This window comes from Micromonospora maris AB-18-032, assembly GCF_000204155.1.
GTDB classification, from domain to species: domain Bacteria; phylum Actinomycetota; class Actinomycetes; order Mycobacteriales; family Micromonosporaceae; genus Micromonospora; species Micromonospora gifhornensis.
On sequence record NC_015409.1, the window covers coordinates 1 to 22,085 of the forward strand.

General features: G+C 70.2%; 18 protein-coding genes and 1 pseudogene. 3 read left to right on the forward strand and 16 right to left on the reverse strand.

Annotated elements, in window-relative coordinates:
• Positions 1–37 precede the first annotated feature (37 nt).
• The 6 genes and pseudogenes from VAB18032_RS33405 to VAB18032_RS32215 all read right to left on the reverse strand — a co-directional run.
• Positions 38–1,096: pseudogene (locus VAB18032_RS33405) on the reverse strand (tetratricopeptide repeat protein); the annotation flags it as partial.
• A 626-nt stretch (positions 1,097–1,722) separates the two neighbouring features.
• Complete coding sequence (locus tag VAB18032_RS29565; RefSeq protein ID WP_244881211.1) at positions 1,723–2,046, reverse strand: hypothetical protein; 324 nt, start codon at positions 2,044–2,046, stop codon at positions 1,723–1,725.
• A 736-nt stretch (positions 2,047–2,782) separates the two neighbouring features.
• Positions 2,783–2,974: a hypothetical protein gene (locus tag VAB18032_RS29570; protein ID WP_148272431.1), complete on the reverse strand. Its 192-nt coding sequence runs from the start codon at positions 2,972–2,974 to the stop codon at positions 2,783–2,785.
• A gap of 281 nt (positions 2,975–3,255) precedes the next feature.
• Entirely contained in the window at positions 3,256–4,278 is a 1,023-nt protein-coding gene (locus VAB18032_RS31090; protein ID WP_081476330.1) for a Crp/Fnr family transcriptional regulator, read from the reverse strand.
• A gap of 210 nt (positions 4,279–4,488) precedes the next feature.
• Positions 4,489–4,941 (reverse strand): hypothetical protein, encoded by a 453-nt coding sequence (locus VAB18032_RS31980; RefSeq protein WP_148272432.1) that lies wholly within the window; start codon positions 4,939–4,941, stop codon positions 4,489–4,491.
• Positions 4,942–4,967: 26 nt separating this feature from the next.
• Positions 4,968–5,588: a hypothetical protein gene (locus VAB18032_RS32215; RefSeq protein WP_158309515.1), complete on the reverse strand. Its 621-nt coding sequence runs from the start codon at positions 5,586–5,588 to the stop codon at positions 4,968–4,970.
• A gap of 211 nt (positions 5,589–5,799) precedes the next feature.
• Between VAB18032_RS32215 and VAB18032_RS29585 the strand changes: the two genes are divergently transcribed.
• The 3 genes from VAB18032_RS29585 to VAB18032_RS29595 all read left to right on the forward strand — a co-directional run bounded on the left by VAB18032_RS29585 (position 5,800) and on the right by VAB18032_RS29595 (position 8,898).
• Positions 5,800–6,792: a hypothetical protein gene (locus VAB18032_RS29585; protein ID WP_013713109.1), complete on the forward strand. Its 993-nt coding sequence runs from the start codon at positions 5,800–5,802 to the stop codon at positions 6,790–6,792.
• Positions 6,793–7,225: 433 nt separating this feature from the next.
• Positions 7,226–7,969, forward strand: a complete 744-nt coding sequence (locus tag VAB18032_RS29590) for a ParA family protein (protein ID WP_013713110.1) — start codon at positions 7,226–7,228, stop codon at positions 7,967–7,969.
• A gap of 2 nt (positions 7,970–7,971) precedes the next feature.
• Positions 7,972–8,898: a ParB/RepB/Spo0J family partition protein gene (locus tag VAB18032_RS29595; RefSeq protein WP_013713111.1), complete on the forward strand. Its 927-nt coding sequence runs from the start codon at positions 7,972–7,974 to the stop codon at positions 8,896–8,898.
• Between the two features lie 68 nt (positions 8,899–8,966).
• On the opposite strand, the gene VAB18032_RS29600 is transcribed toward VAB18032_RS29595, so the two are convergent.
• The 10 genes from VAB18032_RS29600 to VAB18032_RS29645 form a co-directional block, all read right to left on the reverse strand.
• A complete protein-coding gene (locus VAB18032_RS29600) occupies positions 8,967–10,037 on the reverse strand; it encodes a hypothetical protein (RefSeq protein ID WP_013713112.1) in 1,071 nt (356 codons plus the stop codon).
• Positions 10,038–10,220: 183 nt separating this feature from the next.
• The gene (locus VAB18032_RS32450; protein WP_244881207.1) at positions 10,221–12,218 is read right to left on the reverse strand and encodes a hypothetical protein; all 1,998 of its coding nucleotides are present in this window, start codon (positions 12,216–12,218) and stop codon (positions 10,221–10,223) included.
• A gap of 451 nt (positions 12,219–12,669) precedes the next feature.
• On the reverse strand, positions 12,670–12,930 hold the full coding sequence (locus tag VAB18032_RS29610; protein ID WP_043726553.1) for a hypothetical protein: 261 nt from the start codon (positions 12,928–12,930) through the stop codon (positions 12,670–12,672).
• Between the two features lie 5 nt (positions 12,931–12,935).
• Entirely contained in the window at positions 12,936–13,679 is a 744-nt protein-coding gene (locus tag VAB18032_RS29615; RefSeq protein ID WP_013713115.1) for a Pycsar system effector family protein, read from the reverse strand.
• Positions 13,680–13,763: 84 nt separating this feature from the next.
• On the reverse strand, positions 13,764–16,232 hold the full coding sequence (locus tag VAB18032_RS29620) for a DNA translocase FtsK (RefSeq protein ID WP_050814811.1): 2,469 nt from the start codon (positions 16,230–16,232) through the stop codon (positions 13,764–13,766).
• A gap of 108 nt (positions 16,233–16,340) precedes the next feature.
• Complete coding sequence (locus VAB18032_RS29625; RefSeq protein ID WP_013713117.1) at positions 16,341–18,272, reverse strand: type IV secretory system conjugative DNA transfer family protein; 1,932 nt, start codon at positions 18,270–18,272, stop codon at positions 16,341–16,343.
• An 85-nt stretch (positions 18,273–18,357) separates the two neighbouring features.
• Positions 18,358–19,650, reverse strand: a complete 1,293-nt coding sequence (locus VAB18032_RS29630; protein ID WP_013713118.1) for a hypothetical protein — start codon at positions 19,648–19,650, stop codon at positions 18,358–18,360.
• Positions 19,647–20,102 carry a hypothetical protein gene (locus tag VAB18032_RS29635; protein WP_013713119.1) on the reverse strand — a complete coding sequence of 152 codons (456 nt, stop codon included), beginning with the start codon at positions 20,100–20,102 and terminating at the stop codon, positions 19,647–19,649. The genes VAB18032_RS29630 and VAB18032_RS29635 overlap by 4 nt, the downstream gene beginning before the upstream one ends.
• Positions 20,103–20,117: 15 nt before the next feature.
• On the reverse strand, positions 20,118–20,333 hold the full coding sequence (locus VAB18032_RS29640; RefSeq protein ID WP_013713120.1) for a hypothetical protein: 216 nt from the start codon (positions 20,331–20,333) through the stop codon (positions 20,118–20,120).
• A 389-nt stretch (positions 20,334–20,722) separates the two neighbouring features.
• The gene (locus VAB18032_RS29645; RefSeq protein WP_043726515.1) at positions 20,723–22,036 is read right to left on the reverse strand and encodes a coiled-coil domain-containing protein; all 1,314 of its coding nucleotides are present in this window, start codon (positions 22,034–22,036) and stop codon (positions 20,723–20,725) included.
• Between the last annotated feature and the right edge of the window lie 49 nt (positions 22,037–22,085).

A 22,085-nucleotide genomic window follows, 5' to 3' on the forward strand; every position in this document is an offset into this window, starting at 1 on the left:
CGGTGAGGGCTTGCCTGTACAGCGGAATCGCCCGCCCCAGATCCCCCGCCGACCTGTAGGCGTAGGCGAGGTTGTTGACCGAGGCCAGCGTATCGGGGTGGTCGTTGCCGAGCACCCGCCGTCGATCGGTGAGAGCTTGCTCGAACAGCGGAATCGCCCGCCCCAGATCCCCCGCCGACCTGTAGGCGCCGGCGAGGTTGTTGACCGAGGTCAGCGTGTCGGGGTGGTCGTTGCCGAGCACCCGCCGTCGATCGGTGAGGGCTTGCTTGAGGTAGGCGATGGCGTGAGGGAGGTTTCCCTGGTCGAGCAGGAACAGGCTGGTCGCGTTGAGCAGGTAGGCCTGGGCGACGCGGTCGCTGTCGGTGGCGTGTGCTCTGGTCTGGGAGACGAGCGCGTCGACGTGAGGCAACGAGGTGCGCCACGTCGGCCAGGTGGTGGGGTCGCGCCAGTCGTCGGGCAGCGCGGTGGTCAGGGCGGCGGTGGCGGTGGTCCGGGCGGTGGTGATGTCGTCGGGTTGGCGGCGCGGGTCATCGGGGTCGGGTGTGCGGGCGACGGCCTGGACGAGTCGGTGCACGGTGACGGCCCGGGTGGCGGGGTCGATGCTGAGCATGTTGTACGCGGCCAGCCGGCCGACCGCCCGCGTCACCGCCGGTTCCCCCGCACCGTCGCCGAGATGGTGCCACAGGCTGCGGGGGATGGCTTCCGGCGCGTACCAGGCCAGGGCCCGCAGCAGCCGTCCGGGCAGGGGATCGTCGGCGAAGGCGTCGAGGGTGACGTGCCAGACCCGGGCGATCGTCCGTTCGGCGGCCCTACCTTCCTCGCCGTCGCGGTACATGTCGGCGGGATGCTCGGCGAGCAGCCGCAGATAGTCACCGACGCTGGTCCGGGTCTGGGCCAGGTAGGCACCGGCCTGTTCCACCGCCAGCGGAAGATGGCCCAACTCGACGCACAGGGCGGCAGCGCCTACGGGGTCGATGACACCGCCGCCCTGGGACACGATCCCGGTGAGCAGGGCGACCGCCTGGTCGGGTTTGAGGACGTCCAGGTGCAGCGGGGTCACGATGTCGGGCCAGCCGGTGGCGCGGCGGCTGGTCATCAGGATCCGCCCCCGGGCCAACCGTCCCACCAGATCGGCGATGTGGGCGGGATCAGTGACGTTGTCCAGAATGAGCAGCCACCCGTCGTGGCAGGCCAGCCAGCGTACGGCCCATTCCCGCAGGGCCGGTGACGGCAAAGCCGCGAGGGCCGGTTGCAGCGCGACGGTCAGGGCGACCAGGCCGGCGTCGAGAGCAGCGGGACTGTCCGCGGTGATCCACCAGATCGGGCGATGGTCGTCGCGGTGGGTGGCCGCCCAGCGTGCGACCAGGGTGCTTTTACCGATACCGCCGAGACCGTGGACCGCCTGCACGACCACCACACCCGGATCCTGAGCCGCCGAGTCCAGCCAGCCCAGCGCATCCTCACGACCCACGAACAGCCGCAGCCGCACCGGCAGGTTCACCAGCCCGGCCGGGGCCGGCACGGCCTCCGGCGCGACCAACGCCGCCGCCGGCACCACCGTGACGTGCTGCGTATTGGTCGCATGAGGGCCCGTAGAGGCGATACCGGGAATGCTGCCCGCCGTGATCGAGCCCGACCCGCTCGGCGCAGCGGGATCACCCACCGGCGTCGGCGGCTCGGGATCAGCGGGCAAAGGGGCAACCCGGCCGCGTCGAAACCACCTCACCGGTGCTGGGTGTTCGTCGCGTTGTCGCCCGTCGAGGCGATCCCCGTGAGATCACCCTGCACGGTGATCGACCCCGGCCCCGCCGCCGGCGGTGTCACCGCAGCTGGCGGCATCGGTGTCGCAGCGGGGCCTCCCGAAGGGGCCAGAACGAGGGCGGCCACCGCGACTACGAAGCTCGCGGCCCCGGCCAGCCAACTGGCCACCTCCACCCCCTGCAAACCGAACACCACCGCCGCCAGTACCAACCCGGCAGCGACCACCCAACCTGCCCCGATGACCACCCAGCGTCGCGAACCCATGACCACATCATCAGCCACCATCGCCACCCGAGCCACATCGGACAGTCCAGGGTCTGAGGCAGACGTCGCACACCAGGCGCTGTCGGTCTAGCGGACCGTGCCGCACTGCCAGGCGTACGAGTGCCACGACGGCGCGGTGCCGTACGTCATACGCCGGACACTATCCGGGTCCGACAATTTCATGCCTCGATATGAACACTTATGGAGGCATCAACAGATGATCTTGCAAGATGGCTATTCCACGGAATCACCACCCGGCGCGGCTAGGGTGAGCGGCGACCCGCCGACGACCGGTCGGCGGGCCCCTGGTTCCCAATGACGGTCGCCGGCGGCGGCCGGATACATCACGCTGACCAGCGGGACCAACCGCCGTTTGAATCTGGTGACACGTTTCTTACCGGCAACCCCGCGTACAGCGTCCAGCGGCGGCCCTGGCCGTTGACGACGAACAGCAGCCCTCACTCGTCCGGCGCGAGTGCCTGCCAGCGCGCACAGTCGTCGGCGGGATCGTTCGGACAGGTCAGTGGCTCTCTATCGACGCCACCGTGACGGCGTCGACCACCGAGCAGCACCGCTCCGCCCGCTGGTCGGGCTCTTTTGCCAAGTCGGTCGTCCGGCAGGCGAACGCCGCAGACGGCGCGCCGTCAAGGTAGCGGCCGGGGTGTCTGGGCAGCCCCAGCGCGGTGGCCAGTGCCTACTTCACGAGAGGTGAGGGGACCGGCGCCGAGACGCCGGTCCCTGTTGGCGCACTAGGGACTCAGCTCCAAACAAAGCCGATCATGGCGAGGATGAGCAGCAGAGCACCACCGAACGCCGTTGCAGCAGTGATGACGGCCTTCGGGAAGTGGGCGCCAGCTAGTCGGGCAAGCACACCAGCTCCGGAAGCTACGATCACGGCAGCCAGGACCGAGATCGCCAGCCAAACAACGCGCAGAGCCTGGTCATCCATCACAACCCGCCGTTCTGGCGGGAGGATGCCACATGGAAGCTGGCCATGTTCGAGACACGCCGCAGGGCGGCAGCGTTGGCATGAGAGGGGTTCCTCCTCAGTCCCTGAGTGATCCGGATGAGACTTCTACCTGGAGAGAAGTAGATGTCGGTGGTTGCAGCCACCCGGTTGACATCAGTTGTCCTTCTCGGCCAGTGCTGCCCATTGTGATCCATACATCTCGGATGCGGAAGAGGGCTGAGGCTGACGACCATGAAAGCTCGACCAACAGGGCCTCGCAGCTAGAGCGCCTGCATGTCAGCAAGCGCCTGCAAGCAGGAGATATCTTCGACAAAGATCGTTCGATATCTGGTCACGATCAACCCACGCTCATGCAGCTCCCTTAGGATCCGGCCCGTTGTACCCGGGGATGCACCTATAGCCGATGCAAGATCATTCTGAGACAGGCCAACATCGATCGCTATGCCGTGCTCGGTGAGCCGACCGAATCGCTGTGCTAGATCGACAAGGAACAGGGCGAGCCGTTGCATGCTCGGCAGCATGGCGAGGAGTTGTTGTTCGTGGCTTCGCCTGAGCCTCCGGCCTGTGACGGACAGGAGGGCCATCACAGCGCTCGGTGTAGATGACAGGTACCGGCGAAACCTCTCCCCTGGAACTGCGACCGCAGTACAGTACACGAGCGCAGTGACCGTTGCAGCTTGCGGGCGACCATCGAGAATCGCGGAGTCCCCCACGAGATCTCCGGCGCTATAAAGCGCTAAGAGGCGAGTCTCGCCGCCGCCCCCTGTTCGAACTGCTACCACCCCGCTGACCAAGAGGTGAACATGCGTGTCATGGCTTCCTTGGCGATGAAGGTTTTCGCCTGGCCGATACCTCCTGAGTGTTCCGATGGAAACCAGTCGCGTGAGGTCTGAAGGCTTCAGGTCGTCGGCAAACGTCTCTGGAGGGATGCGGGATACGTCACCGCTGAGCCGAGGAACCATGTTGGCGTCGCCGGCAACCTCGGCGAGGTGACCGAGGCCCGCGGGTACGGCCTCAGAACCAGGTAGTACCTGATTGCTAGAGGTTGCCTTGCGCCGTCGAGTCGGCCTGGCACGAGGCAGCGCGGCTGGCTCCGCATTCCCCTCTTCGGTGCGGCACTCGATCCACAACTGCCGGTACTCGTCGAGATCACCAGCAAGAACTGTCACCACTGCTTCCAATGACGGCCAGGTTGGGACCTTCAGACAGCGGAGAACGCGATGGACCGTGTCGTGGCTGATATCCCTGACATCCATCCCTGCTTCGCGGATCTGGCGGGCCATGATGCGGGTAGTTGGCGCCCCTCTCTCGACATGGAGACTCGCCAGCGCCACACGTAAACGCGCCAGCGCGGAAGCGGGCTCTGAGCTGCTTGCTCCAGGGACACGCCTAGTCACGATCGTCCCTTCCCTCGTTCACCGCGAGCCGCGAGCCACCCTCAACCTTGTCAGATTTTGTCAGAATACAACGATCGACCTACAAGCGAATCGCCATCAAGGCCACGGTTTACAGACCGACCTCGACCTGTTGATCCGGATGAGCGTCGGAAACTGGCCTTCCGTTGCAGCGGAAGGCCGTTTCCGTTCCTGAAGCGCTACACGAGCTGGGTGCCAGCGTTCACCGTGGCCGGACATACCCCACGCTGGCTTGGGGCGGCGCTCCAGTGGTGCCGGCGGTCGTCGCGCAGCCGGACGGGCCATCAACACTCCTGCCCGAGGAAGTCCAGCGGCTCCGGAGTGGTGACCCCGTACCGACGCTGACCGCGGGGCCTTGGCGTCCTCCCAGATCCGGTCGACGTAGTCGTACAGCGCCTGCCGGGCCTGGACCTGCGCCGCCCGGCCAGCGGCGTCGAGCGCGGCCAGGCCCGCCGCGTCGCGTTCGGCGAAGGCGTCGATCAGCTCGATCGCCATGCCCTGGTGGTCCAGATCGTCGTCCACATCGACCACGCCGGTAACCCTATGGCATCGGATAATCACGCGGATGTGCGGCGATTGTGAGAGCCGCAACGCTCGGTAGCCGTGAGTGTCGAGCTGGGCGGCTCGGCGTCAGCGCCGTGAGCCGAACTCTTTTCACCCCTGCGCAGCGTAAGCGTTGCCCAGACCTGGCTGGTGCCGATTGGGTCGATCGCGCGCAGGTTCACCGGCACGTCGAGCACGACCACGTGCGCGCGCTCGTTCTTGCCCCGGCCGGGCGAGATCAGGCCGCGTACCGCGTGATCGCTCCGGCGCGGCCGGGCCCCAGACCGGACCCGGGCGCTGGCCCGGGAGGAGATCACCGCGCTGCTGGCCCGGGAGGACCTGCCGCTGCGGGAGCGGACGCTGTGGCGGCTGCCGACGACGTGGGCCCGATCGACCACCACTCGGTGACCGTCGCCATAGGCGTCCGCCCGTTTGGCCCACTCGTCGAGTGGCCAGCCCTTCGCCCGTGCCGAGAACCGCCGGGCGTTCGACGCCGTCTGCAGTACGGTGCCGGCGGCCAGCAGTTCGTCGCGCAGCCGCCACGGCCCCTGCATCACCATCCCGGCCGGCGCCCGGCTGTCGTCGAGCACGACGACGCCGTCGTCCTGCGACTGGCCGCCGCTGCTGATCTGCACCGTCCGGATGCCGGCCGCCTGGAGCTTCGGCAGCAGATACTCCTCCATCGCGGCGCGGGTCTCGTCGAACTCGTTCTTCTCTAGCCAACGCCATGTTGTGGTAGAGCTATGTTGTCGGACCGAGCGGTGGCGTGGGGTCGTGCCAGGGGGACCCGCTGACGGCCCGGACTATCGACTACTCGACCCGGGATGGAACGGCTACCGTCGTGTCGTGGAAATTCGGACCGAGCAACAGCTCAACCCGGTGGCGGACGAGGTCTCAGCGATCACAGCGGTGGTTCGTCCCATCTTGGTCGGCATTCTCTACTCCCTGAAGAGCGATGTTGTTGCCGAAGCTGGTGGCCGCAAGGGAGTGAAGCTGAAGATGCTTCCCCGACTCAGACGTCCTGGGGACGGGGACACGGGTATCTGCTTTGAGTACGCTGCGCACGATGCGGTCCGGCGAGGGGAGGCCAGTGTCGCCGAGCGCGTGTACGACGCGTTGGCGTTCTGCAAGGTTCCGGGCGAGGACGTTGGATCGATCCTCTTCGGCGCCGAGAAAGCGGGCTCGCAACAGCTCATCGACACGGCGGCGGACCTCCTGACCGATGACTCCTCGCTACTGTCAGGCTCTCGCGGGCGGCCGGTGAAGCTGAAGAAGCATCTCACTGCTGCAGCGGCGGCCTTCCGCCGGAAGGGCATCGTTTCGGCTCTTCCGCAGAGCATCAGTGGCCTGTGGCGAGCCGACCTCTTCCTCGGTTCCCCAAGCACCGACTACTGGGTCGGAACCACCGTGAAGATCAATCCAGCGACACTGCAGGGCGATCGGGGTCTCCGCATTGGAGTTATACCGGCAAGCCAGGGCAAGTCCGACAAGATCAGAAAGGACGAGAAACGCAACCTGATCTTGTGTCCCCTGCCCTACGACGGCAGCTTTGTTGAGACCTTCTACCTGGCTTGGGAGGTCGTGACCGCCTTTCTGGCGGCGGATGCCCAGGTTCCCAAGGAAGTGGCACTGCCGCGCCCGGCCGCTCGGACGGTGGCGCGGTATCTGGCGGATCGGCGAGAGTTTCCTGTCCTCGACGTCGTCGAGGCCCTGGACACCCTGGCTCAGCCCGAACTCCTCCAGACGGAAACCACCGCTGCCGGAGTGATCCTCTCCGGAGGAACATCATCGGTTGTCGAAACTACCTCAGTGCTGGCACCCGCGCCGACACTCTTCTGATCCCACGGGCGACGGACAACCTTGAGGCCCTCCCGGCGAGCATCAGCTCCTGATCGTCGCCGGCGGCGTCGACGAACGCGAGCGCGTCCTTGATCTGCAAGGCGGGCCTGTCCCGCTCACCATCCTGGTCCTCGCCCGGTGGGATCTGCCCGCTGCTGGCAAGCGCCGCGCCCCAAGATGCGGTGACTCCACGTCGGTCATTCTTTCTCGTCGGCGAACCGGGGGGCCCACCGTCGCAGGCGCTGGCGCAGGCGACGAGAACCGGGGCGACTCGCGTCAAGAAGGTCCGAGCGGTTAACCGCGGCTAATACAGGGACGCGCCCTGGGAGTGGGTGACTTCTCCGCAGGTCAGGGTCGGGCCTAGCATGTCGGACATCCGAAGTACCGCGGCTCGCAGTTCGGCGGCCCGGGAAGCACACGGAATGGAGCCAACATGACACAGGTCCATGTCGTCGCCAACCAGAAAGGCGGCGTCGGCAAGACGACCCTCGCCGTCAACCTCGGGGCGGTGACCTACGACGTCCTGGTCAACCCCGAGCCGATCCTCCAGTCGACCGCCGAAGCGATCGGCGACCCCGAGAGCCCGGTGATGGTCGCATCCACCGACCCTCAGGCCTCGTCGGTGTGGTGGTCACGAAGGGTCGAGCAGCATGGCGGGCTGCCCTTCGACTTCGCTCAGATCGACGACCCGCGGGACCTTCGCAAGCTGCGCAACCTGCACTACGAGCACATCTTCGTGGACACGCCAGGATCCCTTGAGGACGAGCGGATTCTTCAGGCCGCACTTGATGAGTGCGACGACGTGCTGGTGCCGATGGTGCCGGAGCCCCTCTGCTACGACCCAACGACCCGCACGATCGAAGCGGTCATCGCGCCCCGCAGCATCCCGTACCGGGTTGTGGTCAACAGCTGGGATCCCCGAGACGGGCTGCCCGATCTCCAGCAGACCGCGCAGTTCATTCAGCGCAAGGGATGGCCGATGTGCAACACGGTCATCCGGCGGTACAAGCTTCACTCGCGGGCGTCCGCCGAGGGCATGGTGGTGACGCAGTATCCCCGCAACCGCGTGGCTATGGAGGCCCGCGAGGACTTCTTTCGGCTGGCCTTGGAGATGGGGTACGGCGGGAGTGCGACTGTGCCGTCGCAGGCTGGATCGCCGAACCTGCAGGAGGTTTGACGATGGCAGGCAAGCGGATCAACCTCTCGGATCTCGCCACCGAGCCAGCGCTACCCGAGGCACGCCTGCCGGCCTTCGCCGAGGCAGCTCCTCGGACGGCACGGGTGCAACAGATCGCGCCCAACCCCCTCAACACCCGCGACCTTGAATCCGACCGCGCGAAGATTGAAAGCATCGCTGAGTCGATGCGGACGCACGGACAGCTCCAGCCGTGCGCGGTCGTGTCCAGGGAAGCCTTCCTGCACATCTACCCGGAGCACGAGGCCGCAATCGGGCGCGCTCTCTGGGTTCAGGTAACCGGAGGCAGACGTCGCGCCGCAGCCCTCGCGGCAGGTCTGCCGACACTGGACATCGTCGTCAAGAAGGAGCCGGCCGAAAGCCGTAAGGCATGGGTCAGCGCGACTGCTGCGGAGAACCTGGACCGGGAGAACCTCGACCCCATCGAGGAGGCCAGGGCCATCCAGCTCCTGGTGGAGGAATGCGGATCGGGCAAGGCGGCAGCGGAACAGATGTCCCGCACCCCAGCCTGGGTGACTCAGCGACTCAACCTGCTCAAGCTGGCACCGGAGGTGCAGGCGCTGGTACGCACTGGCGAGGTTCCGCTCCGCGAGGTCCGCGACCTTCACCAGGTCGCGCTTGAGAAGCAACTAGAAGAGTTGCGACTTCGCCGTGAGCCCCAGCCCCACCCCCCAGAGTTAACCGCGGTTAACTCGGATCCCGCAGGCCCGGTCGCGCCGACCAACGAGAAGACTGCACGTCCGCGTAGATCTGGGGTGACGTCGGCTATCAAGCGCCTGGGCGGCACCCCCGACAGGATCGCCGCATCTCTCCGGGAGGAGCTACCCGAAGAGGATCTCCAGGTACTGGCCCACCTGCTGCTCAACGGCACGGCCGCGCCCCCCAACCAGGGTGCGGGCTCTCGCGCGTAGAACCTTCCGCATCTGCTCGTAGTCCAGTGAGGGGCTCCCGTCGAGATCTCGACGGGAGCCCCTCACTTTCAGCTCGAACGCAGCTGATCCAGCTCGCCTTGGAGCTGATTGGCACGGTCAGTGGCGGCACGAGCGGCAGTTTCTTGCCGGACCGCCTCGACACGAGCTTCCTGTGCGGCATGCTCGGCGGTGCGCCGGCTGGTGTGCAGCTCGTCGATTTGGCGCCGCGCGTCGGTCAAGGCAGCTCGTTCGGTACGCAGATCGTCTGCGGCCTGGCGGCGCGCGGCCTCGGAATCCGCGAGAGCGGTACGGACGGCCTTCAACTCAGTGGCAAGACGGTCGATGTCGGCGCGGCCAGCATCACGTTCAGCAGTGACTGCGAGGACGGCGGCCTCGGCTCGATCTGCGCGCTGTTCGGCTGCTGCGCGCGCCTTGTTGGCATCGCGGGTCTCGGCCTGCGCGTCGGTCAGTTGGCGACGCAATGCCTTGAGTTGATCGGCGAGGTCGGCGGCGCGCGCCTCGGCGGCTTCGCGGCGTTGGGTCTCAGTGATGACGGCCTGGGCGCGTTCGGCGGCGGCGGCCTCGGCCCGGCCATGCGCACGTTCGGCGTCGACGACCCGCCGCCACGCCTCGGTGGTCTGCCGCTCGGCTTCCGCCTCGGCGTCGCGAGCCCGGCGTTCCGCAGCGCGGCGGGCCTCGGTGGCGGCGGCGGTTTCGGCCCGGGCGGTGCCAGCGTCGCGGACAGCCCGGTCGCGGTCGGCCTCGGCGGTCTGGGCGCGCTCGACGGCGGCCACGGCGGCGGCTTCGGCCTGCTCGATGCGGGCGAGCGCGGAACCGTCGATGGCGCGCATCGTCTCCACGACAGTAGACAGCTCGCTGGAGAGTGCCTCGACGGCCGGCAGGACCCGGTCGGTGGCCGCACGGTAGGCGGCCAGCGGCACGTCGAGTCCGGCGGCCAGCTCGGCCTGACGTTCTGCGGCGGCCATCTGCTTGCAGGTCCGCCCGCCGGGCTCCCACCGGCGGTCCGGGCAGTACTCCGGCGGCCGGCCTCGCCCGCTGTAGGCCAGCTCGGCGCCGCACACGCTGTACCGGCAGCGCAGCACCGACGCCACCCCCGGTTCCGTGATCGTCTCCGTCATGCACCCATCTTACACCATTATTATTTACGTAGAACTCAAAATACTTATCGTTTTTTCGTAGGGCGAAATTACTCGATCTTGATTGACTAAGATCACGTAAGATGACCCCTGAGATCGCCGTAGAGGCGATCTCAGGGGGAGGGCCGGTATGGAGGTACACCGATTGGGCTGGGCTAGGAACACCTAAAGGCCGGGCGCGAGGCCGGCGCCGGGTTGGGCAACGGCAGGCCACTCGCACTCGGCGGCTGGCACGTCGAGCGCGGCGCGGTCGGCGCGGCGCAACCGGCCAGATGTGCGGGCACGCACGGCCGCGAGGGCGGCCTCGACAGCGGGGCTGCGACCGCCGGGCCGGGTGGCGACCCGATCACGGTCGTCCTCGTCGGCGTGCGCCAGGGTGTGGCGCTCGTGCTGCTCGGCTGCCTGTGCGGCCACCAGTGCCCGACGATGCTCGGCGTGGCGGCGTGCCGGATACGGCGGCGCGGCCGGGCCGGTCAGCGCGTCTTCGAGTACGGCGCGCAGGTACGCGACCGGGCTGTCCGGCGTGGTCAACACCGGCCGGGATCGGCTGCGTCGTACCCAGGCGTCCAGCGCCTCGGCGGTCCAGTCGGGACCGAGGGTGGCGCCCAGCGTCGCCGCGACCCGGGGCAGGGGAGTGTGACGTAGCCATACCCACCGGTCCTGAACGGCCCGTGCGAGGGCGTACGCCCATCCCGACCACTCAGGACGTGCCCGGCGTGGCCGTGACGCGTCTCCGTGCCTCTGAGCCGGCCTAGGACGCTGTACAGACAATGGCCGGGCACACCCGCGATCAACTGCCGCTCTTGTCGATGAGCGCGAAGCGCCGTCCTTCCTCCGGCTTTGCCGGTCGTCCACCGACGGTATGGACGTGATCGGCGGTGAGATCGGCAGACCCCGAAACAAGCTGGAGTAAACGCTCATAGCTTGAGACACCGTGTGGGGGGTGCGGAAATTCGTGGCCTGGTCACGGGCGTGATCGCGGGCGGCGGCGACCGCGCGGCGCATCTGCTGGCGGCGGACCTGTTCGCGGTAGTCGACCCAGCCACCGGCGCGGGCGTCGAGGGCGTCGACGCGCTCCTGGGCGGCGGCCAGCAGGGTACGGGCGTGGTCGAGCAGGTCGGCCAGGACGTCCAGGGCGGCCGGGATCTGCGCGGCCTGGGCGGCCGGGTCGCCGTGGTGCAGCGGGGTGATGTCGAAGACGGCGCGGGCCTGGGACCGGCCGGTGGCGCACCGCTCGGCGTAGGTCAGCCGGCGGCCCTGCTCGACCCGTACGCACCAGCCCAGGGCCTCGGCGCGCCGCCAGGCGTCGGTGACCGGCCGGGTGTTGTCGCAGCCGGCCAGCTCGGCGGTGCCGGCCCGGCCGGGCATCGCCCGGCGACCGGAACGCCGGTCGGCGTTGACGGCCAGGACGCCGCACACCATGCCCAGCGCCGAGCGGCGACCACGGCGGCTGCTGCGGGTAGCGGCGTCCCGGGCCAGGAGATCGGCGAGCAGCCATACGGGGCGGCCCCAGCTGTCTCCAGCGTGGAACGCGGTCAGGGTTTCGGTGAGCCGCTCGATCCAGGCGGCCATCGTGCTGACGCGCTCGCGGGCTTCGTCCATCTCGGTGAGCTGCGCGAACCGCGTGGCCACGGCAGCGGCTTCGAGGGTCAGCAGGTGCTCGTGTTCGGCGCGGGCCTCGGCCAGCCACGAGTAGCCGCACAACCAGCATGTCGGCGTCGGCTCGGGTTCGCCGCACGCCGCGCACTCGGTCAGCTCGTCGATGTCCAGGCGCTCGCGCAGTTCGGTCACCAGTCGGCGCCGCTCCACCGCGTTCTGCCGGTCGGTCCGTCCGCGCCAGCACGGGATGCACAGCGGATCCGAGCCGGCACCGTCGCGGGGCAGCCCTTGCCGGTCGACGCCAGCTACGGCACAGGCCACGCACGGCGTCTGCACACCGGTGGGGTACACCGGCCGACGGCGACCACCGGCTGGCGCGGCCAGCCGGGCCTGACCGGTGGCGGTGGTCTCGACCAGCAGCCGCTGGTCGACCAGGTGCGCCCGGCACCGCCGCGTTCCCGGCGCGACGAGCGCAACTGTGCCGGTGGCGTAACAGTCGGGGCAGTACCCGAGCGCCACCACCCGGTCGGCAGACAGCGGCGTCCGCTGCACTGTCATGGTCATCGCGGCACCGTCGTCAGCGCCGCAGGTGTGGGGGATGAGGCTGGGCGCACGCAGGTGCCGCCACGACACGCCGAAAACGTGCCCGGAGACAAGAGCGCACCCAGCCCGGAGGTGGGTGCTATCGTGTCCTCCGAGCTTGTGTGAGCCTCAGACCCTGATCGCGGCCAAACGAATGGGGGTTTGGGGCTCTCTTGCTGTCTGCAGTTAGGGGTTGAGCGGAGGCGCTCCCTCAGGATCGAGTCAGACGGATGACCCGAGGATCTTACGGGCACTCTGTTTACCGCGGGGGTACCAACACGCGCGGTCCGTAACGATCCAGTGTGGACCGCCAGCCCAATTAGGTACATATAGGGATGAGCTGGACTGCCTTGCGTTACAACGGGTTTCAGGCTTTGAAGCGATGACGGGCGGCCAGGCAGACCGGGCCGCCCGTGCACGGTGTGGAGGACGGTCACGCGGGCAGGTGGATGGTGTCGCAGTGCACGGCGTTGCCGTCACCGTCGTGGGCGTACAGCTCGCCGTAGCGGTCGTCCGGGCCGGTGACGGCGGCGAGCAACCTTGCGGCCTGGTGGCAGGCGGCATCGACGTTGGCAGCGGTGAAGTAGACGACCGTCTGTGGGGTGTCGGGCTCGGGGTCGGTGACGACGTCCAAGCGATACTCGTCGGTAGTGCCGGCGACGACGGTGGCGAATGGGCGGCTGGTGGTGGTCATCGTGATCACCACGTACCGATCGCCAGGGCGGCGGTGAGGGCTGCTCCGGCGTACCCGGTGAGCAGCAGCGGCACGGCCCGGGAGATGGCAATGTACTTGGCGCGGACGGAGCGGCTCAGCCACCACAGTTCCCGCGCTTTGGCCAGGGGAGTCAACTGCGGACCCTGGTCGGCGTCGCCGGCGGCCACTCGGGCGAGGACGCCCTGGGCGTCGTCGGCGTCGGCGTAGGCGATGAAGCCGAAGTCGCCGCCGAGGCGGGGCCGGGAGGCGAGCAGGAGCAGCACCACGGCGGTCAGCACCACCACGGCGGTGACCGCTCCGGCGGCTAGGGCGGCGCGGGGCAGGTGGCCGCTGGCTCCGGCGCCGCCGAGTACGGCCAGGCCGGCGCCGAGCAGCACCCCGGCCATCTGGAGGTAGCCGGACGCCTTCGGGTCGATCCGGCCGAGTTCGGCGCGCACGGTGGCGATCTCGACGTCCAGTTCGGCCGTCACGGCGCCCCGACCGCACGCCGAGGCGTGCGCTCCGGCGCGGGCGAGGATCTCCAGCTCGGAGAAGTCGCGGTCGGTCGCGCCGCAGCCGGTGCAGCGGAAGGTGCTGTCGGCGAGGCTGGGAGAGATCTCGACCAGCACCGCGTAGGCACCGGCGGTGGGGATGGTGAAGTGGCGGCGCGGTCCCTGCGGGCCGCGCGGGTCGTAGCTGGTGGCGTACGCCGCGCCGAGGTAGGCGGGGTCACCCGGGTCAGGCACCATGGTGGTGCTCCTCTCGCTCTTGCGGGTTGGGGGAGTGGCGGGCGGCCCCGAGCTTGGGAAGGCAGGGGGGCCGCCCGCGTGGCGTCAGCGGCGGGTGCCGCTGCGCGGGAACTGGAGCACCGTGCCGCCTGTGGTGGCGGTGGTGCGGTCGACCTGGTCGGTGGGTGCCTGACCGCCGTGGAGAGTGGCGATCAGGTCGGGCAGTTCGTCGGGGGTCACGAGGACGTCGCGTGCTTTGGAGCCTTCGGACGGGCCGACCACCCGCAGGTCGTGCAGGGTGTCCATGAGTCGGCCGGCTTTGGCGAAGCCGATGCGCAGCTTGCGTTGCAGCATCGACGTGGACCCGAACTGGCTGGCCACGACAAGCTCGGCGGCCTCGGCCAGTAGCGTCCGCTCGTCGTCGCTGAGGGCGGCGACCACGCTGGTGTCCACCGGCGCACTGGTCGGCGTGGCCACGTCGACCGGCGCACTGGTCGGTGCGCTGCTCGGCATGGCGGGGGCGGTGGTGTCGGCTTGGCGGCGCCAGTGGTCGACGACGGCGGTGACCTCGGCGTCGGTGACCCAGGCGCCCTGGATCCGGGTCGGGGTGGCCGCACCCATCGGCAGGAACAGGCCGTCGCCCTTGCCGAGCAGTTTCTCGGCGCCGGGCTGGTCGATGATGACGCGGGAGTCGGTCAGGGAGCTGGTGGCGAACGCGAGCCGGGACGGCACGTTGGCCTTGATCAGCCCGGTCACCACGTCCACTGAGGGGCGTTGGGTGGCCAGGACGAGGTGGATGCCGGCGGCGCGGGCGAGCTGGGTGATCCGCACGACCGAGTCCTCGACGTCGCGGGGGGCGACCATCATCAGGTCGGCCAGCTCGTCGACCACCACGACCAGATACGGGTACGGGCGCAGCTCCCGCTCGCTGCCCGCCGGGGCGGTGATCTGCCCGGCGCGGACCTTACGGTTGAACTCGTCGACGTGCCGTACGCCGTGGGCGGCCATGTCGTCGTAGCGCATGTCCATCTCCCGCACGACCCATTCGAGGGCGTCGGCGGCCTTGCGGGCGTTGGTGATGATCGGCGTGACCAGGTGCGGGATGCCGGCGTAGGCGGTCAGCTCGACCCGCTTCGGGTCGATCAGCAGTAGCCGCACCTCGTCGGGCGTCGCACGAGTCAGCAGCGACACCAGCAGCGTGTTCAGGCAGCCGGACTTCCCAGAGCCCGTGGACCCGCCGATCAGGACGTGGGGCATAGTGGCCAGGTTCGCCGTGACCGCCTTGCCGTCGATGTCCTTGCCCAGGCCGACGAGCAGCCGGTGCCCGTCGCGGGCGGCCCGGGAGCGGATGACGTCGCCGAGGGTGACCACCTCGCGGTCGGCGTTGGGCACCTCGACCCCGACGGCGCTCTTGCCCGGCACCGGGGACAGCAGCCGCACCTCCGGCTGGCCGACGGTGTAGGCGAAATTCTTGGCCAGGCCGGTGACCTTCTCGACCTTCACGCCGGGCCCGAGGGTGATCTCGTAGCGGGTGACGGCCGGTCCGCGGTGCGCGTCGGTCACGCTCGCGTTGACCTTGAACTCGTCGAGCACGCCCTGCAACGCGACCCGGCCCGGGTCGGTCGCCCCTGGGCGCCGACGGGGCGGGTCACCGGCGGCGAGCAGACTCAGCGGCGGCAGCTGGTAGCCACCAACCGTCGCCGGCGTCGTCGACACCGACATGGACGCGGGCGCCGGGTCCGCCGTACGCGGCCGGGTCGACGGTGCCGACACCGGCCGGGCCGATTCCACGGAATCCACGGGGCTCGGGTGGGCCGGAGCTGGCACGGCCAGCGATGACGCCTCGGTCGGATCCTGGTGTCCGTCGACGTCGTTGAAGTCGTCCAGGTCGGTCAGGTCGAGGTCGCCCAGATCATCGACGTCGACGGGTGCCTTTCGGCGGCGGGCGGTGGCGAGGCTGGTCACCAGGGCGACGGGGGTGATGCGGGTGACGGCGGTGAGCCCGGCGGCGATGAGCCCGACCAGCAGCGGCACCGCGCCCCACACGCTCAGCGGTCCGTCGAGGGCGCCGGTGATCTGGCCGAGCAGCCCGCCCAGGCCGGGGGCGGCGAGGTCGAGCAGCCCGCCGACCCCGGCGGTGACCAGCACGATGCCGGCGGCCTGGGCGAGGATCCGCACGGTGTGCCGGCCGGCGGGGTGACGCATCGCTTCCACCGCGAGCCACAGCAGCGGCAGCGGGGCGAGCACGCTGAGCATGCCGAGCAGGCCGCCGGTGACGGCGGCCGGCACGTCGAGGATCCGGCCGGGCAGGCCGGCGGGGTTGGTCCACTCGGCGGCGGCGACGAGCAGGCCGGTCAGCAGCAGCACCAGGCCGGTGGTGTCGTGGCCGGGCTGGTCGACGCCCGGGGTGCGGTGCGGGCTGGGCAGGCGGCGGGCGAGCCGTCCGGCGCCGCGTGCGGTGCCGGTCCAGGCGACCCGGGTGGCCTCACCGGCGCGGCGGGCCAGCTCGGCGCCACGGTCGACCTCGGCCTCGGTCTTGCGCCGAGGACTGCGGCGGCGGGAGGTGTTGGCCATGGGCGGGGTCTCCTTGTCCGGGCAGGTGGTGCACGGCAGGTCAGGGGTGGAGGGCTTGGCGGCCACCGCGAGGGCCGGACCGCAAGGGGCCGGTCGTCACGGCGGCGGTCAGGCCGAGACGGTCCAGGGCCCGCCACGCTGGGCGGGAGCGACGATGCGGCCGGAGTCCTTGAGCCGGTTCAGCAGCGCGTAGAGCTGGGCCTGGTTGACCGGGCAGTCCGGCCGGTCCAGCAGGGCCTGCGCCGACGCGGGACCGCGACGCAGGCAGGCCAGGACCCACTCGGCGCTGGTCTGCGGCGTGCTCTGCTCCACCACCGCGGTGGTGGTCTTACGACCGATGCCGAACGCGGCGCGCAGCCTGTCCCCGGCGCTTCCGCCGGCCGCTGCCGGCGAGTTGCCGGTGGTGGTCGTCCTGGGGGCCTTGATCGGGGTGTTCGGGTCGATCGGCGGGACGTTCCAGCGGACCGGGACACGAGGGCTTGCGGCAGCGGCGGCCGTCTCGTCGAGGTGAGGTACGCGGCAGATCATGCCGACACGGTTGCTGTGCCGCAGGTAGCCCATGCCGGCGGTGCTCTTGCCGTCGATCTCCCGCTCGATGGCGAACGGGTCACCGACGAAGTCGTCCGGCAGGATCGTGGTACCGCTGCCCCGGTTGGACAGTCGCAGGATCAGGGCGTTGCCGGCGACCAGGGCGTCCCGCAGCCGCACCGATCCACCCAGGGAGCGCATCTGCGGTAGCTGGGTGGCGAGCACGAGACCGGCGCCGGTCTTGCGCATCGTCTCGGCGGCCTGCTCGACCAGCGGCACCAGCGGAGTGTTCGGGATCAGCACGAGCTGGCACTCGTCGACGACGACCATCAGCTTGCCCAGGCCCAGGGCCTGCACCCGAGGGTCGTTCTCGTCGTAGGTGTCGACGCCGGCGTCGGCGAGCAGCGCGGAGCGGCGCATCACCTCGGCGTGGAAACGGCGCAGCAGCAGGGTGGTCGCCTCGACACCGGCGTGGTACTCCACCGCGTCCTTCCACGCCGGCAGCGACTGGCCGTTCTGCGGGTCACCGACGACGACCTGGAAGCCGCCTTCGAGCAGGTTGGCGTTCAGCGCCCCCAGGGCACGGGTCTTGCCCGAGCCGGTGGACCCGACGACCAGGCCGCCGAGCACCCCGAAGTTCGGCCGGGAGAACACCCAGTGGCCGGGGGAGCCGTCGGTGAACCGGGCGATCTCGCAGCGCCCGTCCGCGTAGGTGGGGCCGTGCCACGGCACCCCGGCGGCGATGTAGGAACGCTCGACGATGACGACCCGCAACCAGGCGGTCTTGCCGGTGGAGCGCCACCCCACGGCGCCCTCATCGAGGTCCAGCGCGACCTCCACGTCCGTACCCGACTTGAGCAGCGGTCCGGGCTTGGTCTTGGGGGCCAGGCGGATCAGCGCCTCGGTGACACCGGGTCGGGGTTCGGTGGCCTTGATCAGGGTGGTGCCGGCGCACACGCCCTCGTCGACCACCTCGGTACGCCAGCGCCGCGACCACTGGTCGGTCAGCGGGTCGACCACCGTCGTCGGCACACCGACCGCGACCGGGACCGGCACGGGCTCGTCCTGCGGGGGCCGGCTCCGCAGGTGGTACCACCACGGCCAGCCGAGCAGCACACCGGCCAGGGTCGGCAGGGCAATCGTCGCGGTGGGGTGGGCGGCCATGGCGGCCGGGCCACCGGCGGCGACCGTGGCCACCGCGACGGTGCCGAGGACCACGACGATCGCGGCCCGCCACATCCGTACGGCGCGGCTGCGGGCCCGCCAGCCGGCGGCCGTGGCGGCGATCGCCAGCGTCAGCAGCGCCACGGTCTGCCACGACAGACCCAGCGGCCCGGCCAGCCACGCCACGGCCAGCTCGGCGGCGATCCAGTAGAACGGCAGCAGCCGTCGCCAGCTGCGGCGTACCAGCCAGCCGACTCCGTAGGCGACGGCGGCGAGCAGGGCGGTCAGGACGCGGCCGAACGCGGCCATGCGGTCCGCGCGAACCTCGGAGACGGTTCGGGTCGACATCGCTGGTCTCCTTCGAAGCTGGCAGGGGTTCGGGAGGGGAAGGGCCCCGGGGCGGTGGTCGCCCCGGGGCCGGGGGGTGGGTTGGTCAGCCGCCGACCAGGACTTCCTTGCTGGCGACGTTGCCGCCCGTCTCGGTGACCGTGTCGGCGACCTGGCCGTCCTTGGCGTTGAAGTCGGCCAAGGCGGCCTGCAGCTCCTCCTGCGCGGTGTTCAGCGCCGCCTGCGCCGAGGCGAACTGCTCGGCGGCGTCGCGCAGGTGCCCGACGGTGGAGGCCGCCATCTCCAGGGACTCGTACCGGTCGGCGGCCTCGGTCAGCACACCCGCGATACCGCCGAGCGTCTCGGCGTTCTCCCCGGCCGACTCGGCGGCCTGGGTGAAGGCGGCGCGGATCTCATCCGGACCAGTGGCTTCGAGGTTCACGTGCAACTCCTTGCTGTCGTTGGTGCTGGTGGTCGAACCGTCCGGCGCCATCGGGACGCCGGTCGGGTGGTGCTGGTCATCCCCGGCAGCGGTGCCGGAGTCCTGGTGACCGGTGCCCGGCGCCGGGTCGGTCGGGGTGGTGGGGCAGGTGTGCGCCCCGGCGGCGGCCTCAGCGGCCCCGAACGAGACGAAGCCCTCCTTACGGGCGCCGCAGTGGGGGCACCGCCAGCCGTAGCGGGCCAGCGACGGCAGCACGGCGGCCGGGGTCGTCACCGGTGCCGCGTCGGCGGGCTTCGGGTCCCCCGCCGGTCCGGCCGGCCGGGTCGGCGGGGTGTCCTGTGCCCCGCCAGGGATCACCCGCAGCGCCGGCCGGCCCGATTCCTCCGCGACGTCGATGTCGGCGGGGGCGGGGGCGGGGGATTCGGCGGAATCACCCTCGGCGGCCTCCGTGGCCTCGGCGGTCTTGGTGGCCTCGGTGGGCTCGGGTTGACCGGTGTACTGGTCGGGGTGCTCGGTGCGGGTGTGCGCCCGGCCGGCACCGAGAGCGTTGGCCTCGATCCGGTACGGACGGCTGTGCCAGCCGCACACGTCGCAGTCGGCATACCAGCGGCCCTGGTCGTCGACGTCGACGACGACGCCGTCGACGGCCTGGGCGCCGCGCTTGCGGGCAGCGGCGCGGCGGCGTCGGGCCCGCGCACGCTCGGTGGCGTCCTCGATCAGGCCGGCGAGGTAGCCGTCCGCCGCCCCCAGCGTGGTGCCCCCCGACCGGCGGCGACCGCCGGCCGGCCCGTCGGTGCTGGTGCCGCTGTCGCTGGTCTTCTGCTGGGCGGCCTGGTGGCGGGCGCGGGCCTGGCGGCGCGGGGACTGCTTGCCCCGCACCGCGTAGGCGGCGTCCTCCAGCAGCAGCACGGCGAACTTGGCCACCGCCAGCCACACGAGGATGTCAAAGAAGATCACTGGACCACGTCCCGGATCGTCTCGCCGAGACCACCGAGGACCATCGGCAGCAGCAGCGCGCAGGCCAACGCGATGTGCGGCAGGTGCTTCTTGAAGCCACCGCCACCACCGGCGGCGCCCTTGCCGCCGACGGCGCCCTTGCCCCCGATGGCGCTCTTACCGGTGCCCTTGCCGCGCAGGAACACCACCACGACGATCCCGAGCGCGAGCCCCAGCGCGCTGGGGATGGCCACGGCGACCTCCTTGGTGTCCTGACCGATCCAGTCGCCAATCGGCCCGGCGATCTTGCCGATGCCGCTAGCGAGCCACTTGTTGACCTGGCTGACGACGGCGCCGGCCATCAACCCGCCGACCATCAGGCCCACGAGGACCCGCAGGCGGGGGGTGAAGGCGAACACCACCGCGAGGACGATGTAGACAACGCCCAGAAGCACGAGGACTGAGCTGGTCATGACAGGTGCCTCCTCTCAGAGGGTTGCGACGAAGACCGCAGCCACCGCGGCGGCGGCCAGCGATCGGAGGGGATGAGCCAGAACCCACGAGGCCAGGTGCAGCAGCCCGCGCGGGATGAGCACAAGCACCGCCCAGCACGCCATGGCGATCGCCTGGGCGTCCTCGCCCTCACGGGCACGGGCGGCCTGGTCGACCAGGTCACGCAGCGGCTCCGGGGAGCCGGTCCACACCGCCGTGACGCTCTCCCAATCCCCCGAAATGTCACGCAGAGTAATTCTGGTGCCGGAGTTGGGGTTAGAAATGGGCTGGTCGATCTGTGCGGGTTCGTCCCGATCGGTTTCCGGTAGGGGAGGGGCTGGCTGGCCTTCTGGCCTGGGCGGAACGAGGGAAACGACGTCCGCCTCACGCCGGAATGGAACTCGCGGCACTGGTGACGGTCGGTAACTGTCCTCGGCGGGTTGAGCACTCACGGGATCACCTCCTTCAGGTGCGGTAGTGCAGGGTTCGCGGTCGGGTTCATCGGGTTCTTCCTCCTGCCGAGGGGTGGGGCCACGGCACTCGACCCGACGTCATCGGCGGATCGAGCACCGTGGTCTCATCTCCCGGCGCCGAAACGGCGTCAGGCGACGCGGCCGGCGGTGAGTTCGAGGACCTGGCCGACGATTTCCGCCGGCACGGCGTTGAGGACCTTGCGGATGGTGCGGTCGGAAATTCCGGTGATCGACGCCAGTTCGGTCTGGGTGGCGTTCGGGTTTTCCGCTCGGGCGATGAGGATCGCGGCGACCTTTTCCGGCTTCACCGTTTCCACCTCAGGCAGGTCTGCCGGCAACTCGGCCGGAACAGCGGCCAGGGTTTTCCGGGCGGCTGGGCGCAGGATTTCCGGCTGCCGCCCCCCGCTGATTTCCGCCTTCTCCTGCGCGCGGGCCAGTGCCCGGCGGGTGCGTTCCAACTCGTTGACGAGACCGTTGCGGGCGTCCTTGACCGCCTGGGCCTCCTGCTCGGCGTGGACCCGGGCGGCGGCCTGACGCTCGGCGAAGCGCTGCGCCTCGTCGAGCTGTGCCCGCACCACCCGGACCTCGTCGTCCAGTCGTGCGGCCTGCTCCTGGGCGGTACGGGCGTCGACGCGAGCCTCGGCCAGGGCGTCCTGGTGGTCACGTTCGGCCTGCTCAGCGGCGTCGGTGAGCGCCCGCACCTGCTCGGCGGCGGCCTGCTCGGCGATGACCCGGGCAGTGCCGGCACGGTCAGCGGCGTCGCGGGCCTCCGCGAGCCGACCCTCGGCCAGCCGCGCCGCCTCGATCGCGGCGGTCGCCCGCTGCTCGGCCAGCCGGGCGGCCTCGCGGGCCTCGGCGACGGCCCGGACGTGCTCGGCGATTTCCGCCTCCGTGGCCGCCTCGATTTCCGCCCGCGTTTCCGCCTGCGCCTGCGCCCGCGTTTCCGCCTCGACCGCGCGGGTTTCCGCCTCGGCGCGGGCGGCGGCTTCCGCCTCGGCACGAGCCTTTTCCGCCCGCGCTGCCGCCTCGGCTTCCGCCCGCGCCTGACGCGCGGCGGCGGTTTCCGCCCGCGCCGCCCGGAGTTCTTCCGCCCGCTGGGCCTCCTGCGCCGCCGCCGCGATTTCCGCTGCGGTGCGGCCGGTGAGCATCTTGACCCTGACGACCACGATCGGCGCGATACACGCGACCGCCACCACCAGCCCCCACGGCACCTCCTCACCGGCCTTGGTGTCGATGTAGACCGGCAGGAGATGCACCGCGATCTGGCAGAAGATCATCAGCAGCATGCCGACGACCATGTCCTTCCACCTGCGACGGTGGAACGCCGTGATCACGTAGACGTCCAACATCACCGGGAACATCCAGGCGATGTACGGGCTGAAGTGCGCGGCCACCGCCAGGTCGAACTCGCCCTTGGCCGTGAGGATCACCGCCGCCGCCATTGCGATCCACGGCCCCCACGCCACGTTGGCGAGCTTCTTGTCACTCACT